This window comes from Verrucomicrobiia bacterium (genome assembly GCA_023953615.1).
In the GTDB taxonomy this organism is placed as follows: Bacteria; Verrucomicrobiota; Verrucomicrobiia; order Limisphaerales; family JADLHS01; genus JADLHS01.
The window spans coordinates 1,082,949-1,098,371 of record JAMLJH010000001.1; the positions used below are offsets into that span (position 1 = coordinate 1,082,949).

A 15,423-nucleotide genomic window follows, 5' to 3' on the forward strand; every position below is an offset into this window, starting at 1 on the left:
TTTGTTCATGCCTAACGCTGCGCATCTCAACTCAATCCGGCGGGTTCTGGCCGTGGATGCGGGCCGGCGTCGGCTGAAACTGACCCTGCTCGAGAAATATTCGAACCGGATCAAAATTGTCCGGGAGGAATCGGTGGACCTGCAGGAGGAGGGGCTGGTCACCGCGGAGGAACTCAAACAGTATTTACAAACCGCACTGGACACCTGGGGGCGACCGCCCATTGCCATCACCCTGCCGCAGCATCTTTCCAATTCCCACCTGATTGATCTGCCGCCCGGTTCCGACGCGGAAGTCCAACAACTGATCGAAGCGGAAGTCGTCAAACTCAGCGGCGTCAGTGACACTCCGATCATCAGCGATTTTGTGCGCGTCGGCGCCACCCCCGCCGGCCGGCCCCAATACTGGGTCACGCTCGCCAAGGAAGGCGATGTTGAAGGACTGATCCAACTCCTGGGGCTGCAAGAGGCCAACTTGTGCGATGTCAGCACCGCGGCCAATTCGCTGGCCGCCGCCTATCTCGCCACCGTGCCCACGGCGACCCAGACCGTCCTGATTCATTTGGGAGCGCAGCACACCCTGGTCGTGGTGCGGCATCAGGCGCAAACGGTCTATGCGGGAAGCTTTCCCACCGGCAGCGATAGTTTCACGCGCGCCCTGGTGCAGGCGCGGCACTGTTCCGTGGCCGAAGCGGAACAACTCAAACAACATTCCGAGACCTTGGGTGGTGCGGCGCCGGTTCCGGAAATGGTCGCGGCGGTGAACCGGTGGGCCATCGAATTGCGCCGCTTCATCGAGGTGGCGCTGCAACAAAGCCAGAAACTCCGCGTGGATGCGGCCACTTTCATCTACGCGGCGAGCGGACTGGGCTTTCGCCAACCCGGTCTGCTGGCGTACTTGAATCATCAGTTGGGCATGTCGTTGCAGGTCTGGCCCAAGCAGCGCTACTCACCCGGCGCCGGGTTCGAGATCGTGTACGGCACGGCATTGCAGGCGCTGGGCGCCACCACGCAACCCGTGTCCCTTCTGCCCGCGCAACGACAGGAACACTGGCAGCAACACCGCAACACGCAACGGCTCGCCCGCATCAACAACGTGCTGTTGGTGATTGCCTCCCTGTTGCTCATCGCCAGCCTGTGGCATTGCATCGCCCGGGTAGTGAACCAGAAAAATCTGCTGCACAAGGTCCGGGAGGCGACCGAGGTATTACGTGCGGAACAGGCGTTGACCACTCAATTTCAAACCGAATACGAAAACCTGCGGCCGCTGTTGCAAGCGCGGCAAAACACGCACGACCTGTTGGAAACTCTGGACCTGCTGGAACAAACCCGCAGCAATCGCTCCTTCTGGTTCGTCCTGATCGCGGACCAGAAAAGTTATTTCCACGGTCTGCGCTACTCCGCCACCGCTCACGCGGGCGCGACCAACGTGTACGGCCCCTGGCTGTTGGAAACCAGCCGACCGTCGGCGACGGCCACCAATCGCTCGCCCGCGCAACCGGGATTGATCGCGGAGTTAAGTGTGCCTGAAAATCTGGACGACGCGCGGCAGGTTCTAAGTTCCATCGTCAACGATTTGAAGTCGCGGCCGCTGTTCTCCAAGGTGGATTTGTTGACCGACGATCTGCGGCAAAATCTGGCCGATCCCAAGGTGCTTCTACCCGAGCGGCATTTTGCCCTGGCCCTGAACTTCTCGAATACGATTTTCCAAGCGCTGCCGCCGGCAATGCGATCGCGATTCGACGAACCCGGCACGAGCCGGTTCAGCCGCCGCGCCGGAGAATCTCCGCAACCCGATTTAATGCAATGAACTGGCTGCGTCATCAGGGTAAACGCGTATTGGCTCCCGGCGCCGCGGTGGTGCTGCTTGCCGGTTACCTCTTCGCGCTGCTTCCCTTGAAACGGCAAGCGGAAAATCTAAAGGCGCCGTTGCAGAAAGAATGGACGGAATTGGCGCGGACCTTGGGCAATTCAAACCAGCTCACTCTTGACTTTGGCGCGATTGCCAACGGTCTGCAACACACCCGGCTCGCGCTGCGCACCCTGGACAACACCCGCGCCCAGGCGGCGGCGCGCTGCGAGTTAAGCCCCGCCACCGAAGCGCGGATGCAAGCTCCATTTCAGTTGGTGGATTACGAAAATGAACGCGGCCGACAGCAGGATGAGTTGCGAGGATTGGCGGCCAAACTCAAGGCCACCATCGCCCCGGCGGTGTTTGAAGGTTTCCCCACCCACTCCACAGCCGTCACCGAGCCCACCCTGCTTTGGGCGGAATTGGAAATGGTCACCGGGTTGCTCCACACCGCCTTGCAATGCGGCATCCCCACCATCGAATCTTTGAACGTGGCCTACACGCCGTCGAATGCGCCCGCCGCCTTCACCAACGCGTGGCTCAAGGAGATTCCCATCCAGATCGAATTGACGGCGTCCGCCCCGGCCGTGAAGCGCCTCCTGCAAGCGCTGCCGATGCGAACCAACGAACTCGCCGCCGCGCCTTCGCCCCTGTCCGTTACCGCCCCCAAACCCGCCTTTTACGTGGAGCGCATCTTGTTGCGCAAACAAACCCCGGCACAACTCGAGGAAGTCCGAGCCACCATGCGGGTGGCGGGCTTCGTGTTCTCACCGCCCCGTTAGTTTTCCCGCCGATGAAAACTCAAACCTTTGAAACGCCGTGGTTCATTCTGGGTCTGCACCTGGGACTATGGATATTCATCCTCATCCTCGTGCTCCAATGGCGGGGCGCAACCTCCGCGTTTCACGACCGCGCGCAGGGAACGCCCCATGCCGACCCCATTCCCCTCGCCGCACTGGCGTCGGTGTTTGCCTCGGAAACCCGGACGCCCGACACCAACCAGACGGAACGGCTCAGCCCTTTTGCCACCCGCCATTTCATTCCGGTCAAACCACCCGCCCCAGTGCCCACGACGCGAAAAATCGCGCTGGTTTATCAGGGTTTTTACACCACGCCCAACGCGGAGAAAGTGTTCCTGGAAACCGATAAGAAACTGCTGGTGTATCCTCTCGGCGGTCAGATCGCGCCGACGCTGTTTGTCGCCGCCGCCACCGCGCGGGAATTGACGCTGACCAATTCCGCCGCCCAAACCAACGTCTTGAAATTGAACGCCGCCACCACTTTGGAGGTCCCCATCAAATGACCGCACCTGAACCCGCCCGGGAAGTGGGCGATATCCTGTTGCAAAAAGGACTTCTCAGCGCGGCGCAGTTGGAACAGGTGCGCCGTCGCCAGCGGCGTTTGCATCTGGAACAACATCGCGCGGTGGTGGATTTGAATTTCGTTTCCGAGGAACAAGCCTGGCGCGCGCTCGCCGAAGTCAGCGGCCTGGAATTCGTGGCGGTCAACACGTTGGATTTGCCGCGCACCACGCTCGAACTCGTCCCGGTCAAATTCCTCTTTCACTATCACATGCTGCCGATTGGGGCTGAAGGCGACGTGATCACGTTGGCGTTCAGCGAACCGCCGCAGCCGATGGAGGCCGGCAACCTCCAACTACTCCTCAACCGCCGCTTCAAAATCGTCCTCGCCACGCCCAGCGCCATTCACGCGGTCATCAAAAAACACTTCGGCCTGGGCGCGGCGGTCATCCAGAAATTGCGCGAGGAACGCGGTGGTGGCGATCTGGACCACGAAATTGTTTTCGACGTTCCCGAACGCGAGGGCGACACCGCGCTCGATGCCACCATTTCCGCGTTTGTGGATCAAATCCTGCAGGAAGCGTTGCGGTTGCAGGCCACGGATATTCACCTCGAACCGTATCCCAACTTCATCCGTTTGCGTTATCGCCTGGATGGAATTCTCGAAACCGTGCCCGTCCCACCGGACATGCGGCATCTGCACGCGGCGGTTGTTTCCCGCCTCAAAATCATGGCCGGATTGAACATCGCCGAAAAGCGCCTGCCGCAGGACGGACGCATCGCCATGAAAACCGGTTCGGAAGAATACGACCTGCGCGTTTCGATCATGCCCACCAAGCACGGCGAGGCGGTGGCGTTGCGGCTGCTCGGCCGGCAACAACTGTTCCTGGACCTCAGCCAGCTCGGCATGGAGCCCGAGCAGGAGGCGATTTTTGCGCAACTCACCAAATTGCCACAAGGGCTGGTCCTGCTGACCGGTCCGACGGGCAGCGGTAAAACGACGACGCTTTACACCGCCCTGGCCCAAGCCAACGATGAAGGCCGCAAAATCATCACCTTTGAAGACCCGATTGAATATCAGCTTGATGGCGTGGTGCAAATCCAGGTGCGCGAGCAGATTGGACTCAGCTTCGCCACGGGATTGCGTTCCGTGCTGCGGCACGATCCGGACGTGGTGTTGATCGGCGAAATCCGCGATTCGGAAACCGCCGAGATCGCCGTACGCGCCGCCCAGACGGGGCACTTGGTTTTCTCCACGTTGCACACCAACAACAGTATCGGCGCCGTGACGCGCTTTCTCGAAATGCGCATCGAACCCTACCTGGTGTCCTCTTCACTGGTGTGCAGTATTTCCCAACGTCTCGCCCGGCGCATCTGCCGGCATTGCTCCGAACCAGACCCGCAGCTGCCTGCGGACGTTCGAGAAGAGATGGCGACGGCCCTGAATATTCCCGCCGACGAAGTGCGGGCGTTTCGCGGCCGAGGCTGCGTGGAATGTCACCAAAAGGGCTACCGCGGGCGCGTTGCCATCTACGAAATGTTCCTGCTGAACGAAACTTTGGCGGACCTGATTCAACCCGGAGTCAAAACTGGCGAGTTGCGCGCCGCCGCCCGGCGCTTCGGTTGGCGTTCATTGCGGGAAATGGGCTGGCTCAAAGTGCAACGCGGCCTCATTCCCGTCTCCGAGCAAGAACGCTGGACGCAGTCCATGAATCCGGGCGCAACCCCCGCTTAACCTCCACGTTTTCAGGCAATTGCGAGTCAGAAATAAACCATTGCCACCGGGCGTTTCTTTGCTACCCTCTACATCCCTTTCGTCAGGCGGCTGACGTGGGGAAAATGGCCTTCAAATCTTGGTTCGTGTGAACCGGGGCGGCCACAACAACACTAAAAATAATCCCGAGTTTCGCGGGATGCCCTGGCAACAGGGTTTTAACCAAAGGAAACATGATTAGCATCGGTATCAAAGAACTGTTGGAAGCAGGCGTCCATTTCGGACATCAAACCAAGCGTTGGAATCCCAAGATGAAACCGTTCATCTTCGACGCGCGCAACGGGATTCACATCATTGACCTCAGCAAGACCGTCCAGCAATTGGAAGCCGCCTGCGACTTCCTCGCCAAAACCGTGGCCAAAGGCAACAAGGTGGTTTTCGTCGGCACGAAAAAGCAGGCGCAACAGGCCATCAAGGAAACCGCCAAGGAATGTGGCCAGCTCTTCGTCACGGAACGCTGGCTCGGCGGCACGCTCACCAATTTCCAAACCGTCAAACGCTCCCTCGGACGTTTGAAGGAAATCGAAAAGATGGAAGCCGACGGGTCCATCAACAATTACGTCAAACAGGAACAGGCCGTCCTCCGCCGCGAAGCCGCCCGCCTGGTGAAGTACTTCGACGGCATCCGCAGTCTGAACGGCAACCCCGGCGCCCTGTTCATCGTGGACACCAAACGCGAACGCAACGCCGTCGCCGAAGCGCGCAAACTGAAAATTCCCGTGGTCGCCATCAGCGACACCAACACCGATCCCGATCTCGTGGATTACCCCATCGCGGGTAACGACGACGCGATCCGCTCGGTGCGCATGATCCTCGCCACGATTGGCCAGGCCATCACTCGGGCGATGGCCGAATACGAATCAAAATCGAGCCACGCCAAGCCTGCGGAAGAACCGGCGACAGCGGAAGCGGCACCCGTTCCCGCGCCCGCTCCGGCTCCGGCGGCCTGATAATTTTCGGGTTCGGCGGCGATGCAGCTGAAGAACATCGCCGCTGTGCCCGGCGGGACCGATGGGTTCCAACCCACAATTTTTAACGAACAACGATCAACATATTTATGGCTGAAATTACTGCTGCCAGCGTCGCGAAACTGCGTCAGATGACCGGCGCCGGCATGATGGAATGTAAAAAGGCCCTCGTGGAAGCGGGGGGCAACATGGACCAGGCGGTGGACAACCTCCGCAAATCAGGCGCGGCCAGCGCGGCAAAAAAATCGTTGCGCGACGCTCGCGAAGGCGTGATTGCCCAACACATCACGCCCGACGGCAAAGCCGGGGTCCTGGTGGAAGTGAATTGCGAAACCGACTTCGTCGCGCGCAACGAAAGCTTCACCGCGTTCTGTGACGAAATCGCCCGGAAAATCGCGGCCAATCCGGCTGCCGACCTCGAAGCTGATCGCCAGGCCGCCGTCACCAAGATTGGAGAGAACATCAAGATCACGCGCCACGCCCGGCTTGAAGTGGCCGGCAACGGTTTGATCGCCGCCTACATTCACACCGGCGGCAAGGTGGGCGTGCTGGTGGAAGTCGGCGCGGACAAAGCCGAAACCGTCAATCGGGACGAGTTCAAGCAACTGGTGAAAGACATCACGCTGCAAATCGCGGCGGGCAATCCCCAGGCCGTCTCCCGCGAACAAGTCGCTCCGGAAGTAATTCAAAAGGAACGCGAAATCGCCGCGCAATCCGACCGCCTCAAAGGCAAACCGGCGCACGCCCTGGAGAAGATTCTCGCGGGCATGTTGGACAAGTTCTACCAGACCTACTGCCTCGTGGATCAAGGCTTCGTCAAACGCAACGGCGAGATCAGCGTCAAGGATCACGTGGCGGAAGTTGCCAAACAACTCGGCGATACCATCGTCATCCGCCGTTTCGTCCGCTATCAGGTGGGCGAAGCTGCGGCCTGATCGCTGCAACAGCCTTTTGCACCAAGAGCGCCTTCACGGCGCTCTTTTTTATTCCCGCCGCCCGGGGCTACTTGGGGATGAGTTGAAAACGCTCCTGCGGACGCATCTTGGAACGGTCGTGCGATGGGCGTATTCCGGGCGGAACTTGTGGAATTCATAGATTGACGGACAGTTCAGAAAACCTCATTGTCCCGGCACAATGATCACGCGACAAACAGGCCAATGCACCCGGCGCTCACTTAACTTTTAGGCATATTCGCGTATGGCATTACTCATCCTATCCTTTTGCGTTGCCTATCTCGCTGGAGTTTTCGGCTTCATCTGGTTTGACCTCCATGTTCTTGACCTTGGAGACCCGAAGTTTAGGACGTCTGTGGATATTTATTTTCCCCTTTGGTCGGCGTTTTATGCGCCAGCGGTTATTGCCGCGCTTATGTTTCTTTGGCGCTCACGACAGCAGGGTTGGCACTTGTGGCGGCTGGCTGGACTTTATCTGGCACTCATCTTTGTGGCGCTGGAGATTTCATTCGTTTTCGATCTGGGCTGGGTTGTTCTGTTGCTGGAGTTCGTCATCTTGGGTTTACTGTTTCGCAAGATTCAGCAGATGTCAGTGAGGATTGAATATGCCTCCTGAGCAACTAGCCTTGTAAGTTCTTGGTTTTCATGATTGGGGGACGAGTTGGTAATGGAGTGACGCGGCCATGTTTTGGAGGCGGGCCAGTTTCCTGCGTTTCATTTTCGCTTCTTACTTCCGGGTTGAACGGCTGTTGGTGTTTGAACCGGTGACAGAGGGTGGCGACAGATTGGTATCTGGAAGAACTGTTGATCCTCGAGAGGTTGTCCACAGTTTTTTGGGAGGCTGGCAAAACTTAGCCGGAACGATTCGATTGGAGTTAGGGTGGGACGGGCCACTGGCCCGTTCGGTCGGGCTACCAGCCCGACGGCCGAACGCCAAGCGTGCGAACCCAATGGGGTGCGATCTCCGTGTGCTCGGCTGGACGGCAGGTTGCCGCCCAGAACAGCCAAGTTGGCCGTTCCACCTGGACCAATTGCATCCTTCCGGCTTAGCGCGGAGCGCGACCGAAGGCAGCCCACGGCGAGAGCCGTGGGTTGAATGTTGCACCACCCCAAGCCCCAGCGGGGCGACAGAAAGGGCGCGCAAAATTTCAGCGCGTATTGGTTCTGGACGAACCGACGTTGAACTGTCGAGCGACCCTCGAATGTCCCTCCCGACATAACGACGGCGGTGTCGTGAGCGTGTACCCGGCCAACAATGTGGCTGCGGCGTCTCGCCGCAGTTCCGACCGAACCGAGTCAAGACGCCTCGGTGGCTCCTAACTTTAGAACTTGGATGTCGTCCGCGAGACGCGAACGACTACCGCCCTGGATTCGGGGCGAGCACCGGCGCGACCGCGTCTTGGACTGCGGCAGTCTTCTGCCGCTGTGGAATCATCGGCCCGCAACGGGAAAGCGGCAGAAGACTGTCGCACTCCAAAACCTCGCGGACGGAGGCGACGTACTGGCAGTGGATCAGCCGGTAACGCGCCCCACCACCCCATGTCTCGCCCTTCGTAAATCATCCCTCGTAATTCGCCCGCCTCTGGCCACCGCATCAAGTTGATTCTGCTGGACAGAACGCTTTCGCTCTGGAGATAGTGCGCCTGCCGCGGCCGTAACGAGCGGCGTATGAGCCAGACCAGCACAACGACCGCTTCCGATCGCGCCTTCCCTCCCGGACTGCATAACGCCTTTTCGTTTTCCGCCTTCAACGCGCTGTCGTTCCAAATCGTCCTGGGCAGTCCGATGATTCTGTACGCCCAGACGCTCGAAGCGAGTGCCACGGTGCTGGGCATCATCGCGGGCATGATGCCGTTGCTGGTCATCTTTCAAATCCCCGCCGCTAGTCACATCAACCGCATTGGCTACCGCCGTTTCGTGCTGGCGGGCTGGGGCACGCGCGTCCTATTCATATTCGCCATGGCGCTCGTGCCCTTGACCAGCGGTTTCCTCAACGTCGCCAACCGGCTGGCGTTGCTGCTGGCGCTGCTGTTTTGTTTCAACCTGTCGCGCGGCATTTCCAGTTGCGCCTGGTTGCCGTGGATCGCCCTGCTCGTCCCGGCGGAAATGCGCGGACGCTACCTGGCGCGTGATGCGGCGGTGCAGAACCTGGCCAGCTTCGTCACGTTTTTAGTGGCGGCGGTGACGCTGGCGGGCGACACCCGATCCTGGCAGTTCGGCTTGTTGTTCGCCTTCAGCGCGTGCATGGGCGCCATCAGCCTGATTTTTCTGAAACGCATTCCGGACGTGCCCATTCCCGAAACGCACCGCACGGCTCCGGCTTCCGTGCCGTGGCTGGCCATGGTGCGCTTTGCCCCGTTCAAAAAACTGCTCCACGCGTCGGTGGGCTGGTCGGTGGCCTACGGCGGCGTCAACGCTTTTACCGTGGCGTTTTTGAAAGGTGACAACGTGTTATCCGAAGGACAAATCCTGCTGATCAGCTCGGTGGCGTTCCTGGGCGGCGTGAGCAGTTTATGGTTGCTCGGCTCGCGCTTTGATCGCGTGGGCAGCAAACCGGTTCTGGGTGCGGCCTGCGTGGGCTGGTTGGTGGTGCTGGCGGGTTGGGGCGCCCTGGCCGGAGGCGCGTTGCATCCGGCGCTTGGAGTCATTCTCGCTTTGGAATTTTTAATGGGGTTGCTGGCAGCCGCCGTGAACATGGCCTACAACAAACTGGCCATGGGCGTCGTCCCGGAAATGGGGCGCAACCATTTCTTCGCCATTTTTTCCGTCGTCTCGAACGTCACCCTGGGACTTGCGCCAATCGCCTGGGGCGTGCTGATTGACGCCATGGGCGCGCACGCCCCCCGTTTCCTCGGGCTGCAATGGAACCGCTTCACCGTGTTCTTCGGCGGCGCCGCCGTGGCGTATGTCGTCCTGCTCGCCATCATCCAACGCTTGCACGAACCCAAGGCCGCCAGCATGCAGGCGTTGCTCCGGGAAATCTTGATCCAATCGCCGCAACGCTTCTGGTTGCGGTTCTGGCCGCGTTGAAAAGGCTTTCCGTTGTCGCAACGCGCCATGAACGTCGCTGGCCACGGTCCAAACAGCGCTGGGGTTTGCGGCGGTCATAGACCGCCGCAACAGGCGACTCCGAAATTATGGCCCGAAGGTTTTTTCCAACTCCTTCACCTTCTCGTAAACCGGTGATGACGATGACACGCGCTCTTTCACCGCCGCGTAAATTTTTTTCGCTTCCGAGGGATTCTCCCGGATCAGCATCTTGCACAACTCCACTTCGATCCACGCTTTGCGCGGGTCCGATAGGAAGCGCTCGTTTTGTTTGAACCATTCCTGGAAAGCCGCCGCGCCACGACCCTTGGCGTCCCGATAACTCAATTCGAGTTGTACCGGCATCCCGGACAAGCTCTCACCGGTCACCACCACGGCGCTTTCGCGTTGCTGCCCTTCGTGTTCCAGTCGCGCCTGATCCCACTGCTGAAACAGCAGGTAACCGACGTAAACCACGAAAAAAATGATCAATACCCAGATGGCTTTGGTCATGATTCCTCGATGCGTTGAATGCGGGCGCCGAGCTTGCGCAACTTGACGTCCATCTGTTCGTAACCGCGATCCAGATGGTACACGCGGTTGACCTGGGTCGTGCCTTTCGCGGCCAATCCGGCGATCACCAGCGCCGCCGACGCGCGCAAATCACTCGCCATCACCGGCGCCCCGCTTAACGGCTTGCCGCCTTTGACAATGGCGCTAGGCCCTTCAATCTCGATATCTGCGCCGAGCCGCCCCAGTTCGCTTACGTGCATGAACCGCGATTCAAAAATCCGCTCGGTGATGATGCTGATGCCCGGGGTCAACGTCATCAACGCCATCATCTGCGCCTGCGCATCGGTCGGGAAACCGGAGTAAGGCAGCGTCGTCACGTCGGCGGCTTTCAATTTGCCGTGGCGGCGCGCAATCAAGTTCGCGCCGCGCCGCTCCACCAGCACTCCCGCTTCGTGCAATTTATCAATCACCGCGCGCAGATGCTCCGCCCGCGCGCTTTTCAAGGTGATCTCGCCATTCGTCGCGCCGGCGGCGATGGCAAAGGTTGCCGCCTCGATGCGGTCCGGGATGACTTCATGCTCGGCACCGTGCAATTCCTTCACGCCAGTGATGGTGATGGTGGGACTGCCCGCGCCCTGAATTTGTGCGCCCATGGCGATGAGGAAATTGGCCAGATCAACCACCTCCGGCTCACACGCCGCGCTTTCGATGAGCGTCACTCCCTCCGCCAGCACCGCCGCCATCATTGCGTTGGCCGTTCCTAAAACCGTGGAGCCGGCCCGCCCGCCGAGGAACATCGGTCCGCCCACCAGTTTTTTCGCGGTGGCCTCCACGTAACCGCTTTCAATCCGGATTTTGGCGCCCAACGCCGCAAACGCCTTCAAATGCAAATTAATGGGGCGCGCCCCGATGACGCAACCGCCGGGCAACGAAACCACCGCCTTCCGCAATCGTCCCAACAACGGGCCCATGATGCAGATGGAGCCGCGCATCTTCCGCACGAGATCGTAATCGGCCTGGCCTTTGATCTTGTGCGCTTGCAGGTAAAGCGAGTCGCCGTCCCGCTTGGCGGTGGCCCCGAGCCATTCGAGAATTTGCGTCATGAACCGGACATCGCTGAGCTGCGGCACACGATGAATGACGCACGGCTCGGCAGTCAGCAGCGTGGCCGCCATGATCGGCAGCACCGCGTTCTTCGCCCCGCTAATCTCGACTTCGCCGTGCAACGGCACCCCGCCTTTGATGAGAAAACTGTCCATGCAAAATTTGGAATGTGATCAACCGGCGCTACCGGAACCTTCTCCGGACTTGAGCCAGCGCCGAAGTCTAGTGCGCGACCGCCGCCGCCACAAGCCTCAGCGCGTGGGGTGCAACTGCGACCAGGAAACATACGTGCCTCACGATTCGTTCACTGACTGAAATCCGTTGACGCTGCGGGATTTTCAGTCTCGCCAAGCCAATCGGAATCGAGGATGCTGAACAACCTTGGGATGGCGGGAGGGTGTGATTGGAAGTGACGGTCAAAGGCTAATTTTTTGTAAGTGATTTAGCCCTGGCGCCTTGGAACGATTTTGTATATTTGAAGTGGTTCATGAACGATGAACGACCGAAATCCAAAAACGTTTCCCCTTCCCGCCGATCCCTGGAAGAGCGGTTGGCGCATCGGCCCGACGTGCTGGCACGGCTGCACGAACTGGCCGATACGCTCGACCAATCCGTCACCGACGACTGCACCGCCGATGAAGCCGAAGCGCGCGTGAGCGCGCAGGTGCGCCAATTGGCTCAGGAGCTTTTGGGCCAGTGGGCCCGCGAAGCCGAGGCCCACACCCAAGCCCAGGTGCCCCAGCGCCATCCGGATGCCATTCACTACGGTAAAAAAAAAGACTGACGTGGCAGACCACCTTTGGGTGGGTGGAAGTCCAGGAGACGCAATGGCGGCTGGGCCGGCGCGGCCGGTTGTTGCGCCCCTTCTGCCAACGGGCCAGGGTGAATCCGCGCGGCCGTTCGCGGCGGTTGCAACGGGCGCTGGTGGATTTCGGGGCCGAGGAAAGTTTTGCCCGCGCCGCTCAACGCGTGCGGGAACACTACGGGCTGGACGTGACGGCCACAGCGGTGCGCCAGCACACCTTGGCGCACGGGGCGCGGATCAGCGCCTTGGCCGTCACGCCGCCCAAACGCGCGGTCCGCACGCTGGTCACGCAACTGGACGGCAGTCTGATTCCCATCATGGTGCCGCCCACCCACAGCGAAGATCGTCGCTGCGGCAAACAACTCATCTGGCGCGAAGCGCGTTTGTGTCTGGCTCGGCCCAAAGACTCGGCCACGCCCTGCTACGGCGCCACCTTGGGCAGCGTGACGCTGGCTGGCGCGATGTGGCGGGCCACGGCCCAAGCCGCCGGGCTGGGCGCACGCACGCACGTCCATGGGGTGGGCGACGGGGCGGCCTGGATTCTCACCCAGTTCCAGGAACAGTTCGGCGCGCAAGGTGATTACTTGTTGGACTTCTACCACGTGAGCGAATACCTCGCGGCGGCCGCGACGGTGATTCACCCCAAAAATCCCGAACGCTGGCGCCGCCGCCAACAAAGCCGGTTGCTGGAAAACAAGGTGTCGGCCGTGCTGCGGGCGTTGACTGCGCACCTCGAACCCGAAGGCGTGCCGACCGCGCCCGTGCGGGCGGCGTACCGCTACTTGAGCGAACGGCGGGCGCATCTGGACTATGCGGGCGCACGGACGGCGGGACTGGAGATCGGCTCCGGCGAGATTGAAAGCGGCCATCGGCATGTGATTCAACAACGGCTCAAACTGGCGGGCAGTTGGTGGAAGGAAACCAACGCCGAAGCCATGCTAGGCCTACGCGTGGCCCGCGCCAACCAACTCTGGTCGCGCTACTGGTCCACGCCAAAACTCGGCCTCAATTGACCGTCACTTCCAATCACACCCATGGCGGGAGGCGGGCTTGCGCCAACCCAATCTTTAATGCATACAGATGCTTTTCTTCAGGACCTGGCGGTGGTGATGATCGTCGCGGGGCTGGTCACGATTGTTTTTCATCGCTTCAAACAGCCGGTGGTGTTGGGGTATATCGTAGCCGGGTTCATTATTGGCCCGCATACGCCACCCTTTCCGCTCATTTCAAGTGAAGAGAGCATCAATACCCTCGCGGAAATCGGTGTCATTCTGTTGATGTTTTCGCTCGGGCTGGAATTCAGCCTTCGCAAGCTCAAGACGGTCGGCGGAACGGCGGTCATTGCTGCATCGCTGGAAATCCTCGGGATGGGTTGGATCGGGTACGAGCTTGGCCGAATGTTCGGTTGGGGCAATACGGACAGCATCTTTCTCGGCGCAATGCTTTCCATGTCCTCCACCACGGTCATCATCAAGGTGCTGACGGAGATGGGGCGCACCAAGGACAAGTTCGCCCAGTTGATCTTCGGCATCCTGATCATTGAAGACATCCTGGGCATCGCCATGATCGCGTTGCTTTCGGGCATTGCCATGACCGGAACGTTGAGTCTGGGCACAGTGGGAGTAACCCTTGGTAAGCTGGGAGTTTTCCTGATTGTGGTACTGGTCATTGGTTTGATCACCGTGCCGCGCGTGATGGGCTACGTTGCCAAATTCAAGAGCAATGAAATGCTGCTGGTTTCGGCCTTGGGACTTTGCTTTGGGGTTTCGCTGTTGGCGGCGAAACTTGGTTACAGCGTGGCTTTGGGAGCATTTGTCATCGGCGCGGTCATTGCGGAGTCTCGTGAGATTCACCGGATTGAAACGCTGGTCGAACCGGTGCGGGACATGTTCAGCGCGGTATTCTTTGTGGCCATTGGGTTGTTGATTGATCCCCAGATGCTGGCCGCCCATTGGTTGCCGGTCGTGGCCATCACCATCGCGGTGATTTTTTGCAAAGTGATCGCCTGCAGCAGCGGCACCTTTCTTGGCGGCTACGACCGGGGAACTTCATTGCGCGTCGGCATGAGCGTGGCGCAAATTGGCGAATTCTCCTTCATCATCGCTTCGCTGGGCGTCACGTTGGCGGTCACCAGCAAATTTCTGTATCCCATCGCCGTCGCGGTGTCCGTGGTGACCACGCTGCTGACGCCCTACCTGATCCGGAGCACGGATGGCGTGGTTAATTGGTTCGATCGCCTGGCACCCAAATCTTTGGTGAACACGCTGGAGCTGTACACCCGCTGGGTCGGGCAATTGGGCGGTCAACGCGAGTCCAGTCTGCCGAAGGCTCCGGTCCGTCAGTGGATCGGGCAGATGATCTTGAATGCCGCGCTCATTGCGGCGGTATTCATTGGCGCGGCTTACATCGGCCGGCGTCCGCCCGCCTGGGTGAGCGATTTGGAGCTGGGCGAAGATTGGCTTAAAGCCGCTCTTTGGTTGGTCGCCACGATTTTGTCACTGCCGATGCTCATCGTCACGTGGCGCAAACTCCAGGCATTTGGTCTGTTTGTGGCCCAATTGAAGGTTGAGGAATCTGCCGCAGGCAAACGCACCACCGCCATTCGCGCCGTGGTTGCTCAAGTTATTCCGATTGCCGGGACGGTGATTTTGAGCGTGTATGTGCTCATGCTCAGTTCCACGTTGCTACCCAGTTTCAAAGCCCTGCTCGGGCTGTTGGTGTTGGCGGGTATCATCGGTTGGTTGTTGGGGCGCTCCCTCATCAAGGTTTACTCGAAAGCACAAGTCGCCTTGGAAGAAACTTTCGCGCATCCGCCTGCCCCCCGACATGAACCCGCTCCGGCGGCGGCATCCATATTTCGTGAAGCGGACCTGGACACGGTGGCCATTACCGCTGGTTGCCCGGCGGCGGGCAAACTCATTCGCGAACTCGAATTACGCACCTGCACCGGGGCGAGTATTGTCGGCATCGAACGCAGCGGCACCAATCTCATCAATCCCGGGCCGGATGAAGAACTGCAAGTCGGCGATCAAGTATTGCTCCTTGGCCTGCCGGCTCAAATCGCTGCCGCCAGGAACTATTTCCAAACGGCGAGGAAGACCTAGCCCGACCCGGGCGTTGCGGCCGGAA

General features: G+C 59.9%; 13 protein-coding genes. 11 read left to right on the plus strand and 2 right to left on the minus strand.

Going from position 1 to position 15,423, the window contains the following annotated elements:
• The first annotated feature begins 7 nt into the window (after positions 1 to 7).
• From M9920_04450 to M9920_04485, 8 genes are all read left to right on the plus strand, one after another.
• Positions 8 to 1,807 (plus strand): hypothetical protein, encoded by a 1,800-nt coding sequence (locus M9920_04450; protein MCO5051533.1) that lies wholly within the window; start codon positions 8 to 10, stop codon positions 1,805 to 1,807.
• Positions 1,804 to 2,631 (plus strand): hypothetical protein, encoded by an 828-nt coding sequence (locus M9920_04455; protein ID MCO5051534.1) that lies wholly within the window; start codon positions 1,804 to 1,806, stop codon positions 2,629 to 2,631. The genes M9920_04450 and M9920_04455 overlap by 4 nt, the downstream gene beginning before the upstream one ends.
• 11 nt (positions 2,632 to 2,642) lie before the next feature.
• Positions 2,643 to 3,152, plus strand: a complete 510-nt coding sequence (locus tag M9920_04460; protein MCO5051535.1) for a hypothetical protein — start codon at positions 2,643 to 2,645, stop codon at positions 3,150 to 3,152.
• Entirely contained in the window at positions 3,149 to 4,885 is a 1,737-nt protein-coding gene (gene tadA / locus M9920_04465; protein ID MCO5051536.1) for a Flp pilus assembly complex ATPase component TadA, read from the plus strand. Before M9920_04460 ends, tadA begins: the two co-directional genes overlap by 4 nt.
• A gap of 212 nt (positions 4,886 to 5,097) precedes the next feature.
• Positions 5,098 to 5,874, plus strand: coding sequence for a 30S ribosomal protein S2 (gene rpsB / locus M9920_04470; GenBank protein MCO5051537.1), 777 nt, complete (start codon positions 5,098 to 5,100; stop codon positions 5,872 to 5,874).
• Positions 5,875 to 5,981: 107 nt separating this feature from the next.
• On the plus strand, positions 5,982 to 6,827 hold the full coding sequence (gene tsf / locus M9920_04475) for a translation elongation factor Ts (GenBank protein MCO5051538.1): 846 nt from the start codon (positions 5,982 to 5,984) through the stop codon (positions 6,825 to 6,827).
• Positions 6,828 to 7,089: 262 nt separating this feature from the next.
• Complete coding sequence (locus tag M9920_04480; protein ID MCO5051539.1) at positions 7,090 to 7,461, plus strand: hypothetical protein; 372 nt, start codon at positions 7,090 to 7,092, stop codon at positions 7,459 to 7,461.
• A gap of 1,052 nt (positions 7,462 to 8,513) precedes the next feature.
• Positions 8,514 to 9,875: a hypothetical protein gene (locus M9920_04485; protein ID MCO5051540.1), complete on the plus strand. Its 1,362-nt coding sequence runs from the start codon at positions 8,514 to 8,516 to the stop codon at positions 9,873 to 9,875.
• Between the two features lie 105 nt (positions 9,876 to 9,980).
• Here M9920_04485 and M9920_04490 read toward each other — a convergent pair whose 3' ends face one another.
• Together M9920_04490 and murA are read right to left on the minus strand one after the other, a co-directional pair.
• Positions 9,981 to 10,385, minus strand: coding sequence for a hypothetical protein (locus tag M9920_04490; GenBank protein MCO5051541.1), 405 nt, complete (start codon positions 10,383 to 10,385; stop codon positions 9,981 to 9,983).
• The gene (gene murA, locus M9920_04495) at positions 10,382 to 11,644 is read right to left on the minus strand and encodes a UDP-N-acetylglucosamine 1-carboxyvinyltransferase (GenBank protein ID MCO5051542.1); all 1,263 of its coding nucleotides are present in this window, start codon (positions 11,642 to 11,644) and stop codon (positions 10,382 to 10,384) included. The genes M9920_04490 and murA overlap by 4 nt, the downstream gene beginning before the upstream one ends.
• A gap of 332 nt (positions 11,645 to 11,976) precedes the next feature.
• On the opposite strand from murA, the gene M9920_04500 reads away from it, so the two are divergent.
• From M9920_04500 to M9920_04510, 3 genes are read left to right on the plus strand one after another with little or no spacing between them, the layout of a single operon-like run.
• Positions 11,977 to 12,273 carry a hypothetical protein gene (locus M9920_04500; GenBank protein MCO5051543.1) on the plus strand — a complete coding sequence of 99 codons (297 nt, stop codon included), beginning with the start codon at positions 11,977 to 11,979 and terminating at the stop codon, positions 12,271 to 12,273.
• A gap of 23 nt (positions 12,274 to 12,296) precedes the next feature.
• Complete coding sequence (locus M9920_04505) at positions 12,297 to 13,307, plus strand: UPF0236 family protein (protein MCO5051544.1); 1,011 nt, start codon at positions 12,297 to 12,299, stop codon at positions 13,305 to 13,307.
• A gap of 57 nt (positions 13,308 to 13,364) precedes the next feature.
• Positions 13,365 to 15,398, plus strand: a complete 2,034-nt coding sequence (locus tag M9920_04510) for a cation:proton antiporter (GenBank protein MCO5051545.1) — start codon at positions 13,365 to 13,367, stop codon at positions 15,396 to 15,398.
• The last annotated feature ends 25 nt before the right edge of the window (positions 15,399 to 15,423 follow it).

Coding starts and splice junctions, on each gene's coding strand:
- M9920_04455 (MCO5051534.1), top strand. CDS start 1,804: ATGAACTGGCTGCGTCATCAGGGTAAACGCGTATTGGCTCCCGGCGCC.
- M9920_04510 (MCO5051545.1), top strand. CDS start 13,365: ATGCATACAGATGCTTTTCTTCAGGACCTGGCGGTGGTGATGATCGTC.
- murA (MCO5051542.1), bottom strand. CDS start 11,644: ATGGACAGTTTTCTCATCAAAGGCGGGGTGCCGTTGCACGGCGAAGTC.
- M9920_04500 (MCO5051543.1), top strand. CDS start 11,977: ATGAACGATGAACGACCGAAATCCAAAAACGTTTCCCCTTCCCGCCGA.
- M9920_04460 (MCO5051535.1), top strand. CDS start 2,643: ATGAAAACTCAAACCTTTGAAACGCCGTGGTTCATTCTGGGTCTGCAC.
- tadA (MCO5051536.1), top strand. CDS start 3,149: ATGACCGCACCTGAACCCGCCCGGGAAGTGGGCGATATCCTGTTGCAA.
- M9920_04480 (MCO5051539.1), top strand. CDS start 7,090: ATGGCATTACTCATCCTATCCTTTTGCGTTGCCTATCTCGCTGGAGTT.
- M9920_04485 (MCO5051540.1), top strand. CDS start 8,514: ATGAGCCAGACCAGCACAACGACCGCTTCCGATCGCGCCTTCCCTCCC.
- rpsB (MCO5051537.1), top strand. CDS start 5,098: ATGATTAGCATCGGTATCAAAGAACTGTTGGAAGCAGGCGTCCATTTC.
- tsf (MCO5051538.1), top strand. CDS start 5,982: ATGGCTGAAATTACTGCTGCCAGCGTCGCGAAACTGCGTCAGATGACC.
- M9920_04450 (MCO5051533.1), top strand. CDS start 8: ATGCCTAACGCTGCGCATCTCAACTCAATCCGGCGGGTTCTGGCCGTG.
- M9920_04490 (MCO5051541.1), bottom strand. CDS start 10,385: ATGACCAAAGCCATCTGGGTATTGATCATTTTTTTCGTGGTTTACGTC.